This window comes from Microbulbifer sp. ABF4_107 (assembly GCF_056312215.1).
This window is the reverse complement of sequence record NZ_CM149983.1, coordinates 4,132,539-4,155,272: the sequence shown is the minus strand read 5'-3', so window position 1 is coordinate 4,155,272 and position 22,734 is coordinate 4,132,539. Positions and strand designations below refer to the sequence as shown.

At 57.4% G+C, this 22,734-nt stretch carries 20 protein-coding genes; 11 read left to right on the top strand and 9 right to left on the bottom strand.

Annotation, left to right across the window (positions count from 1 at the left end; genetic code table 11):
• Positions 1 to 101: 101 nt before the first annotated feature.
• Positions 102 to 1,265 (bottom strand): phosphoglycerate kinase, encoded by a 1,164-nt coding sequence (locus ACYX4K_RS17095; protein ID WP_475090934.1) that lies wholly within the window; start codon positions 1,263 to 1,265, stop codon positions 102 to 104.
• Between the two features lie 487 nt (positions 1,266 to 1,752).
• On the opposite strand from ACYX4K_RS17095, the gene ACYX4K_RS17090 reads away from it, so the two are divergent.
• Positions 1,753 to 1,950: a CPXCG motif-containing cysteine-rich protein gene (locus tag ACYX4K_RS17090; protein ID WP_475090935.1), complete on the top strand. Its 198-nt coding sequence runs from the start codon at positions 1,753 to 1,755 to the stop codon at positions 1,948 to 1,950.
• Positions 1,951 to 2,062: 112 nt separating this feature from the next.
• On the opposite strand, the gene ACYX4K_RS17085 is transcribed toward ACYX4K_RS17090, so the two are convergent.
• From ACYX4K_RS17085 to ACYX4K_RS17075, 3 genes are all read right to left on the bottom strand, one after another.
• A complete protein-coding gene (locus ACYX4K_RS17085) occupies positions 2,063 to 2,434 on the bottom strand; it encodes a hypothetical protein (RefSeq protein WP_475090936.1) in 372 nt (123 codons plus the stop codon).
• Positions 2,435 to 2,549: 115 nt separating this feature from the next.
• Complete coding sequence (locus ACYX4K_RS17080; protein WP_475090937.1) at positions 2,550 to 2,960, bottom strand: hypothetical protein; 411 nt, start codon at positions 2,958 to 2,960, stop codon at positions 2,550 to 2,552.
• A 16-nt stretch (positions 2,961 to 2,976) separates the two neighbouring features.
• On the bottom strand, positions 2,977 to 3,888 hold the full coding sequence (locus tag ACYX4K_RS17075; RefSeq protein WP_475090938.1) for an SPFH domain-containing protein: 912 nt from the start codon (positions 3,886 to 3,888) through the stop codon (positions 2,977 to 2,979).
• A gap of 141 nt (positions 3,889 to 4,029) precedes the next feature.
• On the opposite strand from ACYX4K_RS17075, the gene ACYX4K_RS17070 reads away from it, so the two are divergent.
• The 3 genes from ACYX4K_RS17070 (at position 4,030) to ACYX4K_RS17060 (ending at position 7,229) form a co-directional block, all read left to right on the top strand.
• Positions 4,030 to 4,260 (top strand): DUF350 domain-containing protein, encoded by a 231-nt coding sequence (locus tag ACYX4K_RS17070; protein ID WP_475090939.1) that lies wholly within the window; start codon positions 4,030 to 4,032, stop codon positions 4,258 to 4,260.
• Positions 4,261 to 4,269: 9 nt separating this feature from the next.
• Complete coding sequence (locus ACYX4K_RS17065) at positions 4,270 to 5,085, top strand: transglutaminase domain-containing protein (protein WP_475090941.1); 816 nt, start codon at positions 4,270 to 4,272, stop codon at positions 5,083 to 5,085.
• Positions 5,086 to 5,291: 206 nt separating this feature from the next.
• Positions 5,292 to 7,229, top strand: a complete 1,938-nt coding sequence (locus ACYX4K_RS17060; protein ID WP_475090942.1) for a S8 family serine peptidase — start codon at positions 5,292 to 5,294, stop codon at positions 7,227 to 7,229.
• Positions 7,230 to 7,342: 113 nt separating this feature from the next.
• Here ACYX4K_RS17060 and ACYX4K_RS17055 read toward each other — a convergent pair whose 3' ends face one another.
• On the bottom strand, positions 7,343 to 9,649 hold the full coding sequence (locus ACYX4K_RS17055) for a zinc-dependent metalloprotease (RefSeq protein ID WP_475090943.1): 2,307 nt from the start codon (positions 9,647 to 9,649) through the stop codon (positions 7,343 to 7,345).
• Between the two features lie 343 nt (positions 9,650 to 9,992).
• Between ACYX4K_RS17055 and ACYX4K_RS17050 the strand changes: the two genes are divergently transcribed.
• The 3 genes from ACYX4K_RS17050 (at position 9,993) to ACYX4K_RS17040 (ending at position 13,001) form a co-directional block, all read left to right on the top strand.
• Positions 9,993 to 10,802: a DUF2884 family protein gene (locus tag ACYX4K_RS17050; RefSeq protein WP_475090945.1), complete on the top strand. Its 810-nt coding sequence runs from the start codon at positions 9,993 to 9,995 to the stop codon at positions 10,800 to 10,802.
• A 227-nt stretch (positions 10,803 to 11,029) separates the two neighbouring features.
• On the top strand, positions 11,030 to 12,166 hold the full coding sequence (locus ACYX4K_RS17045) for a hypothetical protein (RefSeq protein WP_475090946.1): 1,137 nt from the start codon (positions 11,030 to 11,032) through the stop codon (positions 12,164 to 12,166).
• 10 nt (positions 12,167 to 12,176) lie between these two features.
• On the top strand, positions 12,177 to 13,001 hold the full coding sequence (locus ACYX4K_RS17040; RefSeq protein ID WP_475090948.1) for a hypothetical protein: 825 nt from the start codon (positions 12,177 to 12,179) through the stop codon (positions 12,999 to 13,001).
• 53 nt (positions 13,002 to 13,054) lie between these two features.
• Here the strand turns inward: ACYX4K_RS17040 and ACYX4K_RS17035 are convergent, their stop codons facing one another.
• On the bottom strand, positions 13,055 to 13,573 hold the full coding sequence (locus ACYX4K_RS17035) for a peroxiredoxin (protein WP_475090949.1): 519 nt from the start codon (positions 13,571 to 13,573) through the stop codon (positions 13,055 to 13,057).
• A 224-nt stretch (positions 13,574 to 13,797) separates the two neighbouring features.
• On the opposite strand from ACYX4K_RS17035, the gene ACYX4K_RS17030 reads away from it, so the two are divergent.
• Entirely contained in the window at positions 13,798 to 15,093 is a 1,296-nt protein-coding gene (locus ACYX4K_RS17030) for a hypothetical protein (RefSeq protein ID WP_475090950.1), read from the top strand.
• A 525-nt stretch (positions 15,094 to 15,618) separates the two neighbouring features.
• Positions 15,619 to 16,287 (top strand): hypothetical protein, encoded by a 669-nt coding sequence (locus ACYX4K_RS17025; protein ID WP_475090951.1) that lies wholly within the window; start codon positions 15,619 to 15,621, stop codon positions 16,285 to 16,287.
• 13 nt (positions 16,288 to 16,300) lie between these two features.
• Here the strand turns inward: ACYX4K_RS17025 and ACYX4K_RS17020 are convergent, their stop codons facing one another.
• The 3 genes from ACYX4K_RS17020 to tkt all read right to left on the bottom strand — a co-directional run bounded on the left by ACYX4K_RS17020 (position 16,301) and on the right by tkt (position 20,103).
• Positions 16,301 to 16,798 (bottom strand): DTW domain-containing protein, encoded by a 498-nt coding sequence (locus ACYX4K_RS17020; protein ID WP_475090953.1) that lies wholly within the window; start codon positions 16,796 to 16,798, stop codon positions 16,301 to 16,303.
• A gap of 66 nt (positions 16,799 to 16,864) precedes the next feature.
• Positions 16,865 to 17,890, bottom strand: coding sequence for a type I glyceraldehyde-3-phosphate dehydrogenase (gap, locus tag ACYX4K_RS17015; protein WP_475090954.1), 1,026 nt, complete (start codon positions 17,888 to 17,890; stop codon positions 16,865 to 16,867).
• Between the two features lie 212 nt (positions 17,891 to 18,102).
• Complete coding sequence (tkt, locus tag ACYX4K_RS17010; RefSeq protein ID WP_475090955.1) at positions 18,103 to 20,103, bottom strand: transketolase; 2,001 nt, start codon at positions 20,101 to 20,103, stop codon at positions 18,103 to 18,105.
• 320 nt (positions 20,104 to 20,423) lie between these two features.
• On the opposite strand from tkt, the gene ACYX4K_RS17005 reads away from it, so the two are divergent.
• Positions 20,424 to 21,401, top strand: a complete 978-nt coding sequence (locus ACYX4K_RS17005) for a metalloregulator ArsR/SmtB family transcription factor (protein WP_475090956.1) — start codon at positions 20,424 to 20,426, stop codon at positions 21,399 to 21,401.
• Between the two features lie 52 nt (positions 21,402 to 21,453).
• Positions 21,454 to 22,674: a methionine adenosyltransferase gene (gene metK, locus ACYX4K_RS17000; RefSeq protein WP_475090957.1), complete on the top strand. Its 1,221-nt coding sequence runs from the start codon at positions 21,454 to 21,456 to the stop codon at positions 22,672 to 22,674.
• Positions 22,675 to 22,734 lie beyond the last annotated feature (60 nt).

The following is a 22,734-nucleotide window of genomic DNA, read 5'->3' as shown; positions in this document are numbered from 1 at the left end:
GGTCTGTGACCAGCCGCCCACGTTGACCCCGCTTAACGCGAGGTCGGCTACTCGCGGTTATCTATTCCGCCGAGCGGCTATTCATTCCGCTGAACGGCTATTCATTCCGCTGAACGGCTCTCCAGCATCGCCACTGCCGGCAGTACCTTGCCTTCCACGTATTCGAGGAAAGCACCACCCCCAGTAGAAATATAGGAAACTTGCTCGGCAATGCCGTACTTGTCGACCGCCGCCAGGGTGTCGCCACCACCGGCAATGGAGAAAGCGTCGCTACCGGCGATCGCCTTGGACAGGCGCTCGGTACCGCCGCCAAACTGATCGAACTCAAACACACCGACCGGGCCATTCCAGATGATGGTCTTGGCGTTTTTGAGAATGTCCGCCAGCGCCGCAGAGGAGTCCGGACCGATATCGAAAATCATGTCATCTTCGGTCACCGCATCGGCGGGCTTGGTTTCCGCCGCCGCGGATTCGCTGAATTCCTTGCCAGTCACCACGTCGGTGGGCACCGGAATATCGCACTTCGCCATCAGCCCCTTGGCGGTATCCAGCAGGTCGTGCTCACACAGGGACTTACCCACAGGCTTGCCACTGGCTGCGAGGAAGGTGTTGGCAATACCACCACCGACGATCAGCTGATCCACCTTGTCCGACAGGCTCTCGAGCACGGTCAGTTTTGTGGAAACCTTGGAGCCACCGACGATCGCCACCATCGGGCGCGCCGGGTTGGCCAGGGCTTTTTCCAGCGCATCCAGCTCTGCTGCCAACAGCGGGCCGGCACAGGCGATCGGGGCAAACTTGGCCACACCGTGGGTGGAGGCCTGGGCGCGGTGCGCGGTGCCGAAGGCGTCCATCACAAACACGTCGCACAGGGCCGCGTACTGCTGGGCCAGTGTTTCGTCGTCTTTCTTCTCGCCCTTGTTGAAGCGCACGTTTTCCAGCAGTGCGACTTCACCGTCTGCCAATTCAATGCCACCCTGCCAGTCTTTGACGACCGGCACATCTTTGCCCAGCAGTTTGCCCAGGTGTGCCGCCACCGGCGCCAGGGAAAACTCTTCCGCAAATTCACCCTCGGTAGGGCGGCCCAGGTGGGACATCAGCAGGACCTTGGCCCCGGCATCTACAGCGGCCTTGATGGTGGGCAGTGCCGCGCGAATACGCGCATCGGAGGTCACTACGCCGTCCTTTACCGGCACATTCAGGTCTTCGCGGATCAGAACGCGCTTGCCCGCCAGATCCTGGTCCTTCATCAATTTAACCGCCATTACCAATCCTCTTTTGCTGGTTGCTGAAGGGCACCACTACAAATCTACTGCGCGTGCGCCTGGCGGCGTCCGGCGGTGCTCGGCATGCTCATGTATCGCTATACACTCCGCTGCCTCCGCTCCGGCGGCCACCACCAGGCACCCGCTCGCTACGATTTCAAGAGGTGCCCTGAATACTCACTCCCCCCACCGCTAGAGCGGGGAAAGCGGGCGCGGATTATACGCTTTTGCGCCGCCGGCGGTCACCGCCCCGGGTCGCGCTATTGCAGCTACCCCGGGCCGGCTCGAACAGGCGCGAGTATATCAATCCGTTTTGTAAATGAATTACCGCACACTGCGGATACAGCGGTGACACCGCTGTCATTTTTACAAGAACGCAAAAAATTCCTGTCGGCCCCAACACGCACTGGCTACCCGCACCGAAAATCAGTGGATCGGGTTCCGGGTCTATATTGGGTAAACAGCGAGTGAGAGTACGGAGGACGGAATGCAAGCGCGCGTGGAAGAGTTTAGTGATCAGTGCCCCTATTGCGGTGAAACCATCCTGATGCTGATCGATACCTCCGCAGGCAGCCGACACTATATTGAGGATTGCACCGTGTGCTGTCGTCCGATCCAGGTGCTCGTCAGCGTGGACATGGAGGGTGACTGGCAGGTACAGCTAAAACACGAGAACGATGTCTAGCCCTGCCGCGCGAGCCATAAAAAAGGCTTGCCGCAAATACGGCAAGCCTTTTAATTTCACGAACCTGTCAGGTCACAAGATAGGTATCACCTGTCAGCTTCGGGAGTACGCCTTACTGCAGATCATTGATGCAGCTGTTGTACTCATTAATGTAAACCGAACTGCCACGATTGGGCACCGCGTTGGACTTGTCAGCCGCAACGTTACGACAACCTTCAATCTGGTCGGCAGTCACACCCGGACCAGGCTGGGTTACCACAGACTGGTGCGTAGTGGTCTGACGATCCATTGCATGAGGCGGATTGGTTTCATAAAAGTAGCCACCCTGCTCGTTAAAACGATAGAAGGTGTCGCCACTTTTATAATAGGTATTACCCATGATCTGCACTTCCTGTGCACCGGACGGCAGCTGAGTCATTGTGCTGTCGGCCTGGGCAAAACCAGCGATTGAACAAAACAGAACTACAGGTAACAGGTAACGCATGATGATCTCCTCATCTCCAATGTGCCCGGTAGTCTACTCACGGCATTTGGACATCCCAATGAATTTTAAAAAATAAAACCATTGAAATGACTTCAATCCCCGCAGAGGTCAGAAATTAATTCTCGCGTTTCGAATCCTCTTTCTGCTCGTCTCTCAGATCCGCCAAACGCTCACTCGTTTCCTCTGCATCCGCGGTTTTCGGAGCAATATTTTCTATCCCTCCCCGCTTTTCCTGCAAAGCTCTTTCTGTAGCCTGCTGTTCATCGCTGTAATCCGGTGCCAGCACCAGTTTCGGCGCATTGCTGTTAAAGCCGATCAGTACCCAGATAAAAAACAGAAGACACAGCAGGCGAATCACCACCGAGCGGTCCAGCAACCAGTGCAAGCCCTCGCCACGCTGACGCAGAAACTGCACACGCAGAAAAATATTCAGCGCCAACAACACACAGGCGGCGATCACGATCCAGCTGGCGAGACCCCCGAGGGCGCTCATCAACCAGTTGGCGATCTGCGAATTGAACTCCATCGTATGACTCCCACAATCAGCGCTTGCGCGCTACCTGTTTCATCTGCTCGGAAAATACCGCCTGCTGCAGGCCAATAGTGCCCAACGCCTCCACCGGAACAAAGACCTTGTTGTTGGATTCCGCCATGCTTTCCAGCACTTCCAGGGTGCGGTAGGAGAGGTATTTATCCGTTACCGACTTGGCCAGCAGATCGTTGACCTCTTTCTGACCCATGGCTTTTTCACGGGCGATGGCACGGTTCATTTTTTCCCGCTCCAAGTCGCGCTCCATCTGGATTTTCTGGATCTCGAACTGGGCCTTCTCCTGCTCGATCAGCTCGCGCCGCTCCGCTGCGCGCTCTTTCGCCTCGGTAATAACCTTGGGAAACTGTACATCGGCAATGCCCAGGCGCTTGATCTTGATCGGTGTGCCATCGAGGGAGGTGGCCACTGCGGTAAACAGTTCCTGGCTCAACATCTCGCGGCTGGAGGCGATTTCATTGATGGAGTATTTGGCAATTACCCGGCGCACCACATCGCGGATCACCGGCTGGGCATAGGTGTTGTACACCTGGTTTACGGAAATATTGCCGTTGTGGGGCGGCATCCGGTCAAAAATATTGTCGATGTATTTTTCATTCACCGCGCCGGTCATGCGGATATCAAAACTCATATTGAGCTGGTCCCTGGGCATAAACAGTTTGAATTTTTCCATGTGGCCAAAATCCGCGATAGCCAGTGTGACCAGCTTGTCGCAGTAGTAGAGACACATATCCAGGCGGAATTTGGACGGCGGCACCGTGTTCGGTTTGTACCCGTTCTTGGTAAGAATCTTCCCTACATGGGCCGGTGGAACCTCCACCCGATCGGCGCAGGCGGAAAGCCCGAGGACCAGCCCAGCTAGGGGTAGCATCAGTAGTAGTCGTGTCAGTTTGGTCAGCTTTGGCATTCCTTTTTATTTCCTTTCATTCCCGAGGGCTTTCATTCGATGGAATACCATAAAGAGCTATGGGGCAGGGAGCAAGCGGAGGAAAATCCGGTGAAGCTGTGATCTAATTGACGGCCTTACCTGACGAGATGGACCTACCAAGTGCAATCAGAATTCCTCACCGCGACCCTGTTCAATCTGGGGCTGAACCTGCTCTATACACTACTGGCACTGCTGATCGGCATGGTGGCGCTGCTGGTCATCGACAAGAAACTGCTCAAGCATGTGGATATCGAGGGCGAGCTGAAAAACGGCAACATCGCCGTGGCCATTTTTGCATCGACCATCCTTATTTTTGTTGCCCTGATTATCTCATTCGGTCTGAAAGGCTAGGAGCACCCCGTGAGACAGTGGCTGATGTTCATTCTGGTGGGAGTTGCGCTGATGGGGCCGGAACTGGCGCGTCAGTGGAAGTCACTGGCGGAGGAACAGGTACTGAGCCAACGCCAGCTCGCAGAGATCCGCAGCGAGACAGACACCTCCCAAGTCAAGGACAACCAGCGCGGTAGCGTGGTCATCAGCGGCAGCGGCTCGCCGCTGACCGAAGCCATGGTACAGCAGGCCGTCGCCAAGCGCTCAGAGCACGAAAGCAGCTATATCTCGGTTTGGAACTGGCAAGGTCTGGAGTCTGTCACCGCCTCCGCCCGCGGTCTCGACCGGCTGCACCACTTTGCCAACAGTTATCTGGTGGGCTTCCAGCCATTTGAAACCAAGTCCCTGTGGGTGCCCCTGTACACGCTGGCGGTGCGCAAGGAGTATCAGTACGACCACCTGCAGTATGCGGGTCTCGCCGATATCTGGCAGACCTCGCGCCAGGCCTATTATCAGAAACGCGGTGACTGTGAAGACCACGCCATTCTGCTCGCTGACTGGTTGATCAACCTCGGCGTCGACGCGCGGGTTGCCCTTGGCACCCATCAGGGGCAGGGTCACGCCTGGGTGGTGGCGATTGTGGATAACACCGAATACCTGCTGGAGGCCACCAGTAAACGCCGCCAGGCCAGCTGGCAGGCAATGCCACTGGCGGCACTGGCAGAGGGTTACGAAGTGGAATTTCAGTTCAATCGGGACTACTTCTGGGCCAAAACCACTTCCGCCCCCACGCGCCGCTATCGTGGCGACCACTGGATTCGCAAGTCCCAGTTTATCCGCGGCTAGATTGCGCAAAGGGCCTCTGAGCCCCAGCCTTTTCTCCGCCGCGCTTTCATACTTTTCACCCATACCCGCAAACTCCGCGCCCCTGCTAGGCTTTTTGTTAAGCGCAATGGAACTGTGCGCCCGCGACTACTTGTCAGATCGACTGACGACACCCGTGCAACATTCATCCAGGCTGCGGATTCAGCCGGTCACAGCAGGAAGCTGAAGTGAACACCTATTGCCGCCACGCAACGCGTATCTTGTCCGTATTTTTCCTCTATCTGCTCGGCAGCACGGCCTCGGCTCAACCGACAGCCGGCATTCCGCTGAATGACACCTCATCACTGCCGCAGCGCCTGATAGTAAGGTTTAGTGATGAGCCGGCGCAGGCAGAGCGCCAAACCAGGCTGGCGACACTTTCGCACATTACCGGCACCGACCTGCGTTTCGCACGCAACCTTGCCGGTGGTCGCTTCCAGCTGCTGTCCCTGCAACAGGCCCTGCCGGAAGCCGCCCTGCAAAACCTGCTCACGGTATTGCGCCGACAGCCCGGTGTGGCAACCGTGGAAGTAGACCAGCTGATGCAGCACACGGCGGTTCCCGGCGACAGTCGCTACAGCGAACAGTGGCACTATTTCGAAAGCACCGGCGGCATCAACCTGGAGGCGGCGTGGGACACCCACGATGGCAGCGAGGTCGTGGTCGCGGTGATCGATACCGGTATCACCAGCCACTCGGACCTGAACGACAACATCATTCCGGGCTACGACTTTATCGACGACACCGCCGTGGCCAATGACGGTGATGGCCGCGACGGTGATCCCAGTGATCCCGGTGACTGGTTGCGCGCCTGGGAATGCGGATTCTTCAATCCTTCCCAACCGCGCAACAGCAGCTGGCACGGAACCCATGTGGCGGGCACCATCGCCGCCATGACCAACAACAACCGGGGCGTTGCCGGTGTCGCCCACGGCGCCAGAGTGCTGGTGGCGCGAGTGCTTGGAAAATGTGGCGGCTACACCTCGGATATCATTGATGCCATCGTGTGGACAAGTGGCGGCAGCGTCTCCGGGGTGCCCGCCAATGCAAACCCGGCACAGGTCATCAATCTGAGCCTGGGCGGCCAGGGCAGTTGCAGTGCGGCCATGCAGAGCGCGATCAACACCGCGCGGAACAATGGCGCCACGGTGGTGATTTCCGCGGGCAACAGCAACGCCAACGCAGCGGATTTCTCCCCCGCCAACTGCGCAGGCGTGGTGACGGTTGCGGCCACCGATCGCGAGGGCAATCGCGCCTCCTACTCCAACTACGGAGCGACGGTGGAAATCAGCGCGCCGGGAGGAGAGACCAATGTCAGTGGCAACGGTGTTCTCTCCACCCTCAACAGCGGCACCCAGGGCCCCACGAGCGAGAGCTACCAGTTCTACCAGGGCACCAGCATGGCGGCGCCACATGTGGCCGGTGTCGCGGCGCTGCTGTACCAGGCAAACCCAGGTCTTACCCCGGATCAGGTCAGCGACGCGCTGCAAAACACCGCACGTGCGCTTCCCGGCAGTTGCAGTGGCGGTTGTGGCGCCGGCATTGTGGATGCGCGCGCGGCACTGAATGCAGTCAGCGGCGGCAACCAGCCACCGGTGTCCGCGTTCAGCTGCAGCGAGGATGAACTCAGCATCGACTGCCAGGACCAGAGCAGCGACGCCGACGGCAATATCACCGACTGGGCCTGGGATTTTGGCGACGGCAACAGCAGCAACGCGCAGAGCCCGAGCCACACCTACGCCACAGCCGGCACCTATTCGGTTTCCCTCACGGTGACGGATGACCAGGGCGCCAGTGCCAGCAGCAGCCAGAGCGTGACCGTCACCGATCCAGATAGCAGTGAACCCAACCAGCCACCGGTTGCGGATTTCACATTTTCCGTGGCCCGCGCCACCGCCAGCTTCAGCGACACCAGTAGCGACAGCGACGGCAGCATCCAGAGCTGGCACTGGGACTTCGGCGACGGCAGCAGTTCCACTGCCCGGAATCCCAGCCATGAATACGCCGAGGACGGCACCTACAGCGTAACCCTGACAGTGACCGACGACGCGGGCGCGAGCCACTCGGTGAGTAAAAATGTGAATGCCACCTGTCGCTTCCGCTGGGGTGGCCGCTGTTATTTCTAATTGCGCAAATACACAGTCAAAAACGAAAAGAGCCGCGTAATTTACGCGGCTCTTTCGGGATTGTCGGACTGATTGCTGGATTGATTGTCGGGGGCCGTAAATCGGCCCCGGGATCAGATCGGCGATCCCGGCGGCATGGGTTTCAGGTCACCCTTGTCCACTGTCAGATCCCCACTCATAAACGCTGCGATACGGTTGGCCTCATAAAAATAATGGGCGTTGTATCCCTGGGGATCATCACCAAACAATTTCATTTCTCCGATCGCGTGCTGGAATCTGGCCAGTTCGAAGTTGGCGCGAGCGCGGGCGGATTCCGGTGCGCTTTTGTCACCGGCCAGTAACATCAACTGATGGATATACACGTGATTGACCCGCTGGTGGATCGCTGCCTGCAGCCCCTGGTATTTATCCTTCTCCAGTGACTGCTCGGTAAGTTGCGCGAGCAGGGTATTGAACCCCGGGCCGTCGCCGCGGCGCGCCTGCTGTTGCTGCAACCGCGCGGCACGTTCCGGATGTAACAGGATGGAATAGGTATGCCCCGCAGCCGCTTCCGCCATGGCAATCGCGTCAAAGGCCACGCCGGTATAGGCGGGGAAGCTTTCGTTGCTGCGGCTGTAACCAAATGCCTTTGGAGGCAGCAGTTTCAGTACCTTTTCCGGCAGGGTAAGGAATTCCGGCTGCAGGGTAAGTAACAGAGCATCGATGGCCTGCTGCTGCCGGTCGGCGTCGACCATGTGATAACTTTCTGAACCGGCATCGTTGTACAGGTAATCGTAATCCAGTCCACCGATAAGTTTACCCACGGCTTCCGCCTGATAGCGATGCCCGTAGTAGACCGGCACCAGGGTTTCATCCAGAGACGAGCGCGCGGCACTTGGCCTATTTGCGGCGGGACCGAAATTCTCCAGGGCGTGCCTGCGCAGTTCCGTCATTCGCTGGAACTCTTCCAGTGGCTCGCTGCCGTTATCCCACAGGTGGGATTCAGCGTGGGCATTGTTGATGGTGCGGGAATCGCGGTCGGTAATAAAGCGCAGTTTCTGTTTCTTCGCGTCCTCCAGCACACGTTCGAGATATTCCGACTCATCCCCTTCGGCAATTCCGTAGCCGTAACGGATCGCCAGCTTGTCCCAGGCGCCAATGCCACTGTCGTAGGCCTCCTGCACGTTCAGGCGCTTGCCGTTCATGGTTACCAGCGGTGCCGGGTAGTCCATCACCGAGGCGCGATCTTCCGCGCTGGCAATAAAGTTGTGCGCAAGACCGATGGTGTGACCCACTTCGTGGGCGGACAGCTGGCGAATACGCGCCAGCGCCATGGCTTTCAGTTTTTCCGTATCCGCATTTTCATCGCCGTAGGGCTGCAGCAAACCCTGGGCGATCAGAAAGTCCTGGCGCACGCGCAGGGACCCCAGGGTAACGTTGCCCTTCAGAATTTCACCGGTGCGCGGATCGTAAATGGAGTAGCCGTAGGACCAGCCGCGGGTGGAGCGGTGCACCCAGTTGATCACGTTGTAACGCACATCCAGTGGGTCGGCGCCCTCGGGCAACAGTTTTACCTGGAAGGCATTGTCAAAACCGGCGGCTTCAAAGGCCTCGTTCCACCAGCTGGCGCCATCGATCAGCGCACTGCGCACCGGTTCGGGCACGCCCGGGTCGATGTAATACACAATGGGTTCCACCGGCTCGTTACTGCCCGGGCGTTTTTCCAGACGGTGCCGGAAAATCAGGCGTTGATCCATGGGCTGATCGATGGCGGTCGCATAATCGCGATAGATCAGCGGAAAGTAGCCGGAATTGGCGTGGAAGCGGCGGGGCGTGTAGCCCTCTTCCGGCAGTTCCACCAGGGAGAGGTGCTGACGCAGGGTCACCAGCTCCGGTGTTGGCACCACTTCTTTCAGGTACTTGCCCGGCTCGCTGCCGGTAAACGTCAGCTGCGCTTCAAACTCGCTGTTTTTCGGGAAGCTCTTGGTGCGCGACAGATAGACCGCGGAGCGGCTGCCATCCAGGCTGTAGCTGCCCTGGCCGGTCTGCTTGAGACGGGCGGCGATGCCGTGCTGGTCGCTCAGGATAAACGGGGTGAAATCCAGCAGTACACTGTTACCTTCCTCACCAATGACTTCAAAGCCCCAGATCACCGAAGACGCGAAGGCCTCGGAAACCGCGCGGCGCTCGGCCGGATTTTCCGACAGGGCTCGATACTTGAGGTTGATCTGGTGCAGTAACACCTTGTTGCCCACACGCTCAAACTTCACCACCCGGCTCTCACCCACCTGATTGCGATCCAGGCCAACGGGGTTGGAACCCAGCCCCTGGGCGAGACCGGCGAGCAGCAACAGCTCGCGGTCGAACTCATCGATTTCCAGTAACAGCCGCCCGGTCTTTTCATCCCAGTAATAATCAAAGAGTCCCTGCTGCTTATCCATTCCGGAAGTTATTGCCGAAATAGGTTCGCCGTGAGCAAGGGTACTGAACAGTAAGAAAAATACGATGAACAGCCGGTGCAACATGAATCCCCCGAGGTTTTGCCTATACATGAATTGTTATTCTTTGGGTGGGTTTGAAGGGTACCACTGGCAGAACGCCAGTCCACCGGCAGACGTCACCAATTTTCCGGCTATCACCAGACGATTCATCTACGTCCCGCCCTAAACCCTGAACCTGAGGAATGAGGGGCCGATGGTCAGTGATTGAGACCATTTGAGTACCACTGCATCCAAATGAGAGGCCAGGCACGTCCTAGAGGAAACCACTGAATTGGATCGAGTAATGAAACCCCTGCTCCCCCTACTGTTCACCGCCGCATCCACCCTCGTCACGGTTTCCGCACCAATGGCGGCAGCATCGACCGAGGAGAACGAAGCTGCTGAGACGTACTCCCGGCAGTGCAATATCGATATTCACCACCAGATTACCGTCGGCCCCGGTTTCCTCGAAGTCCGGGATAAAGACAGTGCAGAACCGCTGTTTGCCTTCAATGCGCCAGACCAGCTCGCGGTGGGTGACACCGGCCTGATCCTTACCGCCCAGCAGCAGGAGTTGATGGAGGGCTACCAGCAGGGGCTGCACAGTGCGGGGCGGGAAGTCTCCGCTCTCGCCATCGCGGCGGTTGATGTTGCCACCGAAGGCATGGGCATCGCCCTGGTAGCGCTCGCCGGCCCCGATGATTCAGACACCCGCGCCTACCTCGCCGACGCTCGGCGCCTGCGCGATACCGTAGCCAAAGAAATGGAGCAACCGGGAGAAGTGTTTACTTTTGGCAGCCCCTGGGTGGAAGGCAACTTCAGTAGAAAATTCGAAAGCGAACTGGAGCCGCAGATTGCAGATCTCGCCACACGCTTTGCCGGCAAGATTGCCTGGCATGCAATGAAAGCCGCGTTCACCGGCGGGGCCAGTATCGAGGAGCGCGCCGAAGCTGCGGCAGAAGAAGCGGAGAAGGTAGTGGAAGCGAAAGCCGAAGTGTTAGAAGCCCGCGCGGATAGCCTGTGTGAACAGGTACAGGAACTGGACCAGCTCGAGCTGGCGCTACACAGTGCCATTCCTGAGCTGAACGGTATCGAGCTGATCGATTCCAAATAGCCGGCATACGACAGTAGTCCCGCCCCAGAACCAATTTATACCCCCAAGTGTTCGGCCGCCTGAACCCCATTCAGCGCGGCCTTTTTTTCGATAAAACGATCAAACCGGTACAGACGTACAAAACAAAATCCGATATTTCAACAAATTACAATCCTTTCGGCATTCAACAACGGAAAACCCATCGCTAGAATAACCGGCTTGAGTTATGACGCTGCAATGGAATTAATATGCAACAGGAAGTCGCCCGGCCGTTTAGTGAATATATCTTTTTGAGCAAGGAAACAGTTGGTAAGGATGGTCGCCGGGTGTTTATTGACCCCGTCCTGCTTACCACTTATCTGGAGTTTGTCGAAGAAGACAAGCTCCACGGCCAGCAGGCACTGCAGAAAATGATCGGCCTCAAGAATTCAGCGGCCGGAATAAGCAGCCAGTCCAACCAAACCAACGCTCACCAGCATCGACTTGATTGTCATTCCGTTATTATCACCTACAGCGTCCTGCAGTCTGGAGCACCGAGTAGTTTTGGCGAAGGGGTGTACATCAGCAAGATTCAGCAGAATTTGAATCGTGGAGAGGGAAATCCGGGCGGACTATATAACTGCAACTTTGAGCGTACCCGGTGGATCGCCAAAGCGGCAAATGACCTGAAAATTTCATCTCCCTTGGGGACCATAGCCGCAAGTTTTAATGAACGAGCTCTGACCTACGACCTTAAAAGTACAACTACTGCAGTCGGAGAATATCTCGCTAAAAATGCAAAGGGAAATGAACTCGGCACCAACTTTGCGCTCTACTACAGCCCAACCAACATTATCGATAATCTGGGAACATGGAAAACACCTGAGCAAAAGGTAACACCAGAATCGGCCGGTCCCGAAGAGCTGTCTCAGGTCTTGATCAATACGCAAAATGAATACTGGGCACAAACAGACCAGACCCATCACTGGTATATTTTCGGCCACGGTGCAAAGCTTCTGGAAAAGGCCCTGGCGCTGGTTGAATCCAAAGGTATTGCCAGCCTGTCCCACCATGAATTCAGCTTCGTGGAGCCCCGCTCCAGCCTCGGCAGCCTGCTACCTCGTATAAACCGGCTCCAGGCTAAGTTCAACAAGAATATGAGCATGAAAAGTCTCGGCGCCAGAACCTTCCAGGCCCTCGACCTGAATGCAACGCGCAGAGGACTGCAGTTACATAGCAAAAGCTGGACTGCACTTGAAAATAACCTTAAACCGGCAAACACACTCCTAAACAATGTGAACAGGGCGATCACTCATTACGCGCAGAACCCAGCAGCGATTAGCTCAAACCAGGCTCACAACTTTGTGAGGTTGGTCAGTGAGTTGAAATCCAGAGTGAATTGGTAGGTAGTACTAGATGCGCATGACAACGCTTGGCATTGAGCACGCCGAATACATCCCATTTACAGACAGTTCAATTAGCTGCTTCGATCTATCCAGCAATCAGCTGATTTTTTCTGGTGAACCGTCTGAACCACACGAGTACCACCCCGGGTACATTCCCCACACTTCGGATATTTACAATCACGATATTTACGAGCCATACATTTTCCCGGGGCTGGACCGTCCGTTTAATGGAAGCCGCCCCCGTTACAGCTACTTGCGTGTAGGATCGATTTTCTGGCGACACTTTGTCCCCTACGGCGAGCAACTCGCAACAATTGGTTACTGCAACGTTGAAATCGACATTTGCTGGCCCGCCCCGGAACTTCAGGTATCGCCCTCCGGCTTACGGGATAAGCAAGAGTTTGTGAATCGCGTCTTCGATATTACCAACACGAAAGAATTGGATCCGGAAGACTTCATTTATCCGCAAGAAATCAACGAGCTGATTCACCATAAACTCAAGGGCCGGCACTGGATACAATCTAATCACGGCAGCTACACCGTCGACCGGAGTTACTCGTTTTATACCCCATTCACCGATGAGCACCTGCTGGTGGTGTCATTACTCCCTGAAGGATATTGGAAGCCCGGCACCGAGCCACCACAGGAAGATCTCGAAAAAGTTTTCGTAAGCTTCTGGGACTTTATGGACAAACTGTCCATCATTGAAGATCCATCCCAATCGGACCGTGCACCGGGGATCGAAATGAAGGGAGAAACGCTGGAGCGGCATCTACTGCGGAAAAGCAACGAAGCCGCCGGGGCGGAACCAGAGAGCGGTGACTCACTCTGGTAGTCACCAAATAATTGAGGCCGCAATTGCGGCCTCAATTATCTCTTACTTTAAGATCAGGATTTCTTGGCAACCCCCAGCTCACCCAGAGTGCGCGCCATATCCTGGGCACTGGTGGCAGGCTTGATGTCCTTGTCGATCTTGGCGATGTTCCCTGCCTTATCGATATAAATGGTGACGCGTTTGGCCATATTCAGCACAGGCATTTTCACCTCATAGGCCGCTGCCACCTCACCCGAGGGGTCGCTCAACAATGGGAAATCGGCCTTCTGTTCCGCGGCGAACTTGGTGTTGTCCTCCACCTCGTCGGTGCTGGCCATAAAATAGGCTACATCGTATTCGCGAATCAGGTGGCCATTTTCCGCCAGAGATTTGCACTCGATGGTGCAACCTTTGGTGAACGCCTTCGGATACCAGGCGATCACAACTGCCTGTTGTCCCTTAAAATCAGACAGGGAATAGGTTTTCCCATCCGACGCCTGAAGGGAAAATTCCGGTGCCGGGCTTCCCACCTCCAATGCCAACGCCGGAACAGCGATTGTCAGCATACTCAGCCAAAGAAACAATTTTCTCACCTTACTCTCCTTAAACGATTTCAATTCCGCCGGGCGCTCGCGCCCACGAAAAGTGACTTGATATTCAGTTGCAGTTTCAGGCTTTTTAGCGCTGGCTTCAACGGGAAACGCCTCATAAAATGGCGCAATTTTGCGCAATCCGCATCAGGGAAAAGGGCACCAGGCAGTCATTTCATTGCCGCGCAGGGACAACACACAATAATTGATAGCCCCAAGCCCCTGACATGCCTGAATTCTCCGTTCGCCCAAACCTTACCCTGCGCCTGATTTGCGCCATCGCCTTGCTGACACTGGCCGCCTGTGGCGGCGGAGGCGGAAACGACGCGGTAGAAGACACAGAGTTACAGCCTCCCGCACCATCTTACGCTCCGGGAGACGATCTGGATTCGTCCGACGGCAACACTCCAGCCACCGGCAGCGGAGAATCACAAAGCCCGCTGAATCCCGGTGAATATGCCCAGCTGACTTCCTGCACGCCATTTGCCGGCAATAGCGAGGCCCCTTTCAAGGTGCTTTTTGCCAATCTGGATTCTGCTCCCTTCTTCAGTGAAATCGTGCAGGATGCCGTAACCAATCAGTTCCGCGCACTGACACCTTTCTCCGAATTCCAGAGCCAGTTTGCTTTCTACGAAATCGACCTGAAGGGCTTTTCCGCTCTGGGATGTACCCACAGGGACAAGGGCGGCTTCAGCTGTGACACTGAGCAGGTGCACCGAGCCATTTTAGAGCAGTGCGCCAGCGACGATATTCACGGTATTTTGAAGGTCGTTATCGGTGAAAGTGACTACGGTGCTTCCGGTGGCGAGATTATCTACGTTGCCAGCGACAAGGACTGGCTGAATATCGAAACCACCCTGCACCAGTTGCGCAACATCGTCATCCATGAGATTGGACATAATTTCGGTCTCGCCGATCTATACGATAGCCCCATCAGTAATGACGGAATAAGTGCAGAGGGGTGGCCCAGCAAATTATCCAGAGAATGGGCAAATTTGGACGGACCTGGATGCAGCAAATGGTGCAATAGTTTCAAACCAGCATCCGAGTATGTGCAGTCCGCAAACGCTACCTGCCCGACGCTCACCGACAGAGCGAGCTGTACCAGTTATATGCGCACCGCAGATGGCACGTGTGAAACCGATGAAAATGGCAACTACAGTTGCTGCGGCTGGTCAGAGGATACCGTTGACGATTACTTCGGCTCTCAATGTACGCCGGTGTGGGGCTCTGAAAACATTGGCCAGGATTGCCTGCAGGGTACCGGCTGCTATTACGGCGGCGCCCACGGCAATAATTCCTGGCGACCGGTGCAAACCTGGGAGGACAGCATTATGTACGGCGCAGGACATTCCCAGTCATTCGACGCGGTATCGGAGCAGGCGCTGCGTGAGGCCATTCGATGCTGCGGCACCTCGGATGACAGTACAGCGTCCTGCGCAGCATTTCGCACGGAGTACAATACATTTCTTCTCGACTACCAGCCGTACAAAAATCGCCTGGGTTCCTGTGGCACTATTTAGGTAGGCGCACCGAAGGCGCGATCTAGACAGCATCACAGGCCTGACACGCGGAGGCACCGCTGAAGCGGGGTCGGGGTCGGGGTCGGGGTCGGGGTCGGGGCCGAGAATGCGGCCGAGATTGCGGCGATCGACAAATTTTCGCATGGACCCTCGGTTTCGGGATAACATTCTCAGCAAACACCAATAACAAGCCTGCAGGGAAGGTCGATGCCCAAAAATTTTTCCGGATGGTCTCTTCCGCGATTTGCGCGCGCGACATGCGCAACTAGCATTCTATTTGCGTACCCACTCACAGCGCTGTCATTCTCACCCAGCAATCACAAGCATCTTACCTGCCAGGCCATACAGCACTTCCAAAGCCGTTGTGAGCAAGATAAAAGTCTTACATCCTGGATCGATGCCTGTGCCGCCGGTGAGGCGTCAAAGGGGGAGGATGACCTGAGTATCCGCAGACTCGCATACTGGCACTTTTACGATAAGGAAAAAGCCCTCCCGCGGAGGGCAGCCGGCTTTGCGTCTCCGCGAATGGACTATCACCTGAGCAAAACCATTCGCGAAATTAACAATGCCGTCAATTCCGGCGACAAGGCTGGAATTTCCCAATCTCTGGGTGCCTTTTCCCACTACATTCAGGATCTGGCAAATCCATCACACGTATTGCCGATTTATCACAGCACTTTCCAGAAAGATGAATTCGATGAGTTCCCGCTGCCCATTGCGAACGCACTGGATGACAGCCTTTGCGAAAAAGTTGACGTTGAGTATCGATCCCTCACCGGTGACCGGAAAAAATCTCTGAGCATCAACCTGCTTCAGGATATCCCAGACAATATCGCCGCAGAAACTGTGATCAATTTATCCAGTGATTACTCTGCAACGATCAACAGTGAACTGAACAAGCGCACCTGGGTCGATTTCTGGAAACCCTGTCATTACGACCAGTTCTGCGAGTACTCGGATTCATTTCTCGGCAACAATTTCGGCAAGAGCGAGATTACCGTCACGCAGCCCGACTACCACAAGAGAGAGGCTCCCTGTAAACAGAAGAGCGTCTGCAAGGTAAATGTCGACTACGCGGAATATAACGCGTTTGCGCGGCAGCAAACCCAGCTCGCGGCGATCCACACACTGGTTGCGCTGCGGGTGATTGCAAATGTAGCCAGGATTGAAGAAGAGCGGGTGAGACCCGATTGAGTGAGCAAGATTTTCAGGGAGATTCCGCTAGAAACCGATTAAACCTGGCCCCGAGGCTTTCCGACGCTTGCGCGCGCCCCTTTGCGCGCAAAATCTCAATAACGGTTTCTGCCGTACACAGACAACCCGCGCGCTGATTGCGCCGCAGGGTAAAACGCGAGACGCCGCCGACCTTGAGATCCACTCTCGGCACCTCGTGCAGGTACGGGCTGCGGTTATACATTTTACGCGCCTCCTGCCAGGTGCCATCGAGCAGGATAAAAACGTCGCACTCTGCAATCCCAAGGGAAGCGGTCTGGCTGCCGCCAATTTGCACCTCACTATCGGGATACAGTACCCCGGTACGCGACTGCGCCAGCAAAGCGAGCAATGTTGCATCCGGTTCGGTACGGTGCCACACAAGACGGCGCAGACTGACAGACGCATCTTCGCTACACACATCCAGCGCCAGCCGCCCGGTATTGGTTGGGCGCTCCAACTCGCGTTCGTGGGTGAGAAGGACTATCTGCACTCTCTATCTACGCTCTCTATCTACGCTCTCTACTGAACTTTCTGTCCGCGCGTCACCGTCCGCTCGTCACTGGATTTGCAGCGCGCGGGTGACGTCCAGCATACGGTTGGCGAAACCCCACTCGTTGTCGAACCAGATCAGCACCTTGACCAGTTTATTGCCGGCCACCCGGGTCTGGCTGGCATCGACGATGCCGGAGCGGGGATCGTGGTTGTAGTCGCAGGAGGCGAGGGGTTCTTCGCTGTAACCGAGCACACCGGAGAATCGGGTTTCCGCTGCGGTCTTGAGTACAGAGTTGACTTCGGCCTGGGTGACGGATTTTTTCAGTTGTACCGAGAGATCGATGGCGGACACATTGATGGTGGGCACGCGCATGGCCTGGGCTTCGAATTTGCCGGCCATGTCGGGGAGTATGCGTTCGATACCGCGGGCGAGGCCGGTGTCGACGGGGATGATCGACGAGATGGCGGAGCGGGTCTTGCGCAGGTCGGTGTGGTGGTAGGCGTCGTTTACCGGCTGGTCGTTCATGGCGGAGTGGATGGTGGTAATGACGCCGGCCTCAATGCCGAAGGCGCTTTCCAGTGCGGCGATGACGGGGATGCTGCAGTTGGTGGTGCAGGAGGCGGCGGAGATGATGGTTTCATTTCCGTTGAGCGCGGTGTCGTTGACGCCGTAGACGATGGTGGCGTCGACGTCGCTTTGCGCGGGCTGGGAGAAGATGACTTTTTTGGCACCGGCTTTTAGATGCAGTTCGGCGCGCTGACGTTCGGTGAAGCTGCCGGTGCATTCGAGGACGATGTCGATCTGGGGATTGCGCCAGTCGAGGTCTTCGAGGTCTCGGTGATGGGTGACGGCGATCTGGTCGCTGTTGATGTGCAGGGTTTCGTTGTGCACTTCGACCTTGCCGTGAAAGCGGCCGTGAACGGTGTCGTATTTGGTGAGGTGCGCAATGGTGGCGCAGTCGGCCAGTTCGTTGATGGCGACGATCTGCAGCTGGTCGCGCAGGTTGGATTCGTAGAGGGCTCTCAGGACACTGCGTCCGATACGGCCGTAGCCGTTTATCGCGAGCCTTATTGGTGCTTGGTTGGGCATGTATTCCTCGGGCCTTGTCCACCGCCTTCGGTCAATGCTCTGGTCCCGTGCGGTGGCGGTCAAGCACCGGGCATAGGGTTTCGGAACCGCTGTGAATACATCCCTGTACGCTGCGTCGGCGACGTCCCTGTCGCCGACGCTTCCGAAACCCTATGCCCGGCACTTGCCCTTCTCGATAAGCCGCTGAACTACGTAAGCAGCTTACCTAGTAATTACTTCAGCAGCCCTTCGACAGCTTCAGTAACTTTCTCAGCAGTGATGCCGAAGTGCTTCATCAGGTCACCCGCCGGTGCGGATTCACCGAAGGTGTCCATGCCAACGATAGCGCCGTCGAAGCCGACAAACTTGTACCAGTAGTCCTTGTGGCAGGCCTCTACAGCTACGCGGGCGCGTACACTGGAAGGCAGTACGGATTCGCGGTAGTCGGCGGGCTGGGCGCTGAAGGCTTCGGCGCACGGCATGGAGACGACGCGCACTTTGCGGCCGGACAGTTGGTCCGCGGCAGCAGTGGCGAGCTCTACTTCGGAGCCGGTGGCGATGATGATGGCTTCGGGTTCGCCGTCGCAATCACGCAGGATGTAGCCACCCTTTTCGACGTTGGCCAGCTGCTCTTCGGTGCGCGCCTGCGGGGCGAGGCCCTGGCGGCTGAAGATGAGGGCGCTGGGGCCGTCGCTGCGGGATACGGCCATTTTCCAGCTCACCGCAGATTCGGTGGCGTCACAGGGGCGCCAGGTCTGCAGGTTTGGTGTAGCGCGCAGGGCGGTCAGCTGCTCTACCGGCTGGTGGGTGGGGCCGTCTTCGCCGAGACCGATGGAGTCGTGGGTGTAGACGAAGATGACTTTCTGCTTCATCAGCGCGGCCATGCGCACGGCGTTGCGGGCGTATTCCATAAACATCAGGAAGGTCGCGCCGTAAGGCACAAAACCGCCGTGCAGGGCGATGCCGTTCATGATGGCGCTCATGCCGAATTCGCGCACGCCGTAGTAGAGGTAGTTGCCGCTGGCGTCGTCGGCGGTGACGCCTTTGGAGCCGGACCAAATGGTGAGGTTGGAGCCGGCGAGGTCGGCGGAGCCACCGAGGAATTCTGGCAGCAGCGGGCCGTAGGCGTTCAGGCTGTTCTGACTGGCTTTACGGGAAGCAATTTTCTCGCCGTCGGCCTGGCACTGTTTGATGTACTCGTCGGCCTTGGCGAGGAAGTCCGCGGGCAGGTCGCCTTTCATGCGGCGTACAAACTCTTCCGCCAGTTCCGGGTGGGCTTCTTTATAGTCTTCGAAGATATCGTTCCACTCGTCTTCCTGCTCGGCGCCTTTGGCGCGGCCGTCCCAGGCGTGGTACAGGTCTTCGGGGATGACGAACGGCTCGTGTTTCCAGCCGAGGGTTTCGCGTACCAGCGCGATCTCTTCGTCGCCCAGCGGCGCGCCGTGACACTCTTCGCGGCCCTGCTTGTTGGGGGAGCCGAAGCCGATCACGGTCTTGCAGCAGATGATGGTGGGCTTGCTGGTCTCAGAGCGGGCTTCTTCGATGGCGGCCTTGATCGCAGCCGGGTCGTGGCCGTCCACGTTCGGGATGACGTGCCAACCGTAGGATTCGAAGCGCTTGGGCGTGTCGTCGGTGAACCAGCCCTCCACTTCACCGTCGATGGAGATGCCGTTGTCGTCGTAGAAAGCGATCAACTTGCCGAGGCCCAGGGTGCCGGCCAGGGAGCAGGCTTCGTGGGAGATACCTTCCATCAGGCAACCGTCGCCCAGGAAGCAGTAGGTGTTGTGGTCAACCAGCTCGTAGCCGTCGCGGTTGAACTGGGCAGCGAGGACTTTCTCGGCCAGTGCGAAACCCACGGCATTGGTGATGCCCTGGCCCAGGGGGCCGGTGGTGGTTTCTACGCCCGGGGCGTAACCGTATTCCGGGTGGCCCGGGGTCTTGGAGTGCAGCTGGCGGAAGTTCTGCAGCTCGTGGATGGACAGGTCATAGCCTGTCAGGTGCAACAGGGAATACAGCAGCATGGAACCGTGGCCATTGGACAGCACGAAGCGGTCGCGGTCCGCCCACTCGGGGTTGGCCGGATTGTGTTTCAGATAGTCGTTCCACAGCACTTCGGCGATATCTGCCATACCCATGGGGGCGCCCGGGTGGCCGCTTTTGGCTTTCTGGACCGCGTCCATGGACAGGGCCCGAATGGCGTTAGCCTTTTCTGTGCGAGACGGAGTAGAAGACATAGGGATCTCTCGGTTTGGGATCTTCGGTTCATCAGATGCGCTGCGGGCCCGGCTCTGACGGCCAGCTTGCCGCGATTCCGTCGGCCGGAGGTTGTCGATGGCCGGCAAAACGGGGGCGTATTTTCCCGTAAACCCCCGCCGGGCGCAAAGGCCACGGGTTCAATTCTTTGCCGATGACAGCAACAATTTCCTAACAAATCGCAATCCCACTACCCATCGGCCCGTTCGCGCGGCGTTAGTTACATCTGCATCAAATTTTTTCGATACACCTAAATCAAAATATTTTGATATAGGTGTGCAGCGCTGCTAGACTCCGCGCCATGCTTGACTCCAGCCAACCGTCTGCGACGGGTGATGCCAACAAAGAATCACACGTCAGCGACCCGATCCCGCAACTGGCGGCGACCCTGAAGGCCGCCGGCGATCCGCTGCGGCTGGAGATACTGCGCCTGCTAAGCCAGGACTCCTACAGCGTGCTGGAGCTGTGCCGCATCTTCGAGCTGCGCCAGCCGGCCCTGTCACACCACCTAAAGGTGCTGGCGCAGGCGGGATTGGTGAGCAAGCGCCGCGAGGGCAACAACCTGTTCTACCGCCGCACCGCAGGCAGCGTGTTACTGCAACAGCTGTTCAGCGGCCTCGATCAACTGTCTCTGAGCGAGTCCCGCGCGGCCACCGTGGAGCAGATTGCTTCCGAGCGCGCCGAGGCCTCGCGTCGCTTCTTCGCGGATTACGGCAACCGCTTCCGCGAGCAGCAGGAGTTGATCGCCAGTTATAGCGTCTATGGTCCACAGGTGGCACAGCTGCTGAAACCGGGGCGTCACGCGCTGGAAGTCGGCCCCGGTGAGGGTGAGTTTCTGGAGGAGCTGGCGAATCGTTTTGGCACGGTGACGGCACTGGATCTGTCGAAGACGATGCTGGAACGGGCGGAGACCTTTGCCGACGAGAAGGGGCTGCAGAATATCGAATTTGTCTGCGACGACACCCGCGCGGCGGCATCCCGCCCTGAAAGCGCGGACTGCATCGTGGCGAATATGGTGTTGCATCACACGCCGGAGCCTGCGCAGATTTTTCACGATTTACAGAAGTCCCTGAAGCCCGGTGGGCAGCTGCTGATTACCGAGCTGCACGATCACGGGCAGGATTGGGCGCGAGACGCCTGCGGGGATTTGTGGCTCGGATTTGCGCCGCAGCAGTTAGTTGAGTGGGCCGCAGAGGCGGGCCTACAGAAAGGGCGCAGTGAACACAGTGCCCTGCGCAATGGTTTTCAGATTCAGATTCAGGAATTTTTGAAAGTTTAATTCCGCAGGTAGCGGAACAAGGAGCGCCCCGGGGCGCAAATGGAGAAATCACATGAGTGAATACAGCATTTTTACTTCGGAATCCGTATCCGAAGGCCATCCGGACAAAATTGCCGATCAGATTTCCGATGCGGTTCTGGACGCGCTGCTGGCGCGTGACAAGAATGCGCGGGTTGCCTGTGAGACGCTGGTGAAAACCGGTATCGCGGTAATTGCCGGTGAGATCAGCACCTCTGCGTGGGTGGACCTGGAAGATCTGGTGCGCAAGGTAATTACCGATATCGGTTACACCTCTTCCGCAGTGGGTTACGACGGTGAAACCTGTGGCGTGATCAATGTGATCGGCAAGCAGTCTGTGGATATCGCCCAGGGCGTTGACCGGGTGAAACCGGAAGACCAGGGTGCCGGTGACCAGGGCCTGATGTTTGGCTACGCCACCGATGAGACCCCGACATTTATGCCTTCTCCGGTGTACTACGCGCACCGTCTGGTAGAGCGCCAGGCGGAAGCGCGCAAGTCCGGCCTGCTACCGTGGCTGCGCCCGGATGCGAAAAGCCAGGTGACTTTCCGCTACGACGAAAACGGCAAGCCCTGCGCGATCGACGCGGTGGTTCTGTCCACCCAGCACAACGAAGAAGTTTCCCAGGAAGACCTGCGCGAAGCGGTGCTGGAATTGATCGTGCACCACGTTCTGCCGGCAGACCTGCTGCATGAAAACACCAAGTACCACATCAACCCTACCGGCAAATTCGTCATCGGCGGCCCCGTGGGTGACTGTGGCCTGACCGGACGCAAAATTATCGTGGACACCTACGGCGGTTCTGCCCGTCACGGTGGCGGCGCCTTCTCCGGGAAAGACCCGTCAAAAGTGGACCGCTCTGCGGCCTATGCCGGCCGTTACGTGGCGAAAAACATTGTGGCCGCGGGCCTCGCCAACCGCTGTGAGATTCAGGTGTCTTACGCCATTGGCGTCGCCGAACCGACCTCGGTTTCCATCAACACCTTCGGTACCGGCAAGGTGAGCGATGAGCGCCTGATCGAACTGGTGCGGGAAAACTTCGACCTGCGCCCCTACGCGATTTCCAAAGCGCTGGACCTGCTGCACCCCATGTATCAGCTCACCGCCGCCTACGGCCACTTCGGTCGCGAACCGTTTGAGCACAGCTACAAGTGGATCGATGCCAACGGTAAAGAGCAGGTGGAAACCTTTACCGCCTTCCCGTGGGAGAAGACAGACAAGGCCGAGCCCCTGCGCGCACAAGCTGGTATTTAATTCATATTTTCGTCATTCCGGCGCCCGTCATGCCGGACTTGATCCGGTACGGAATCCAGC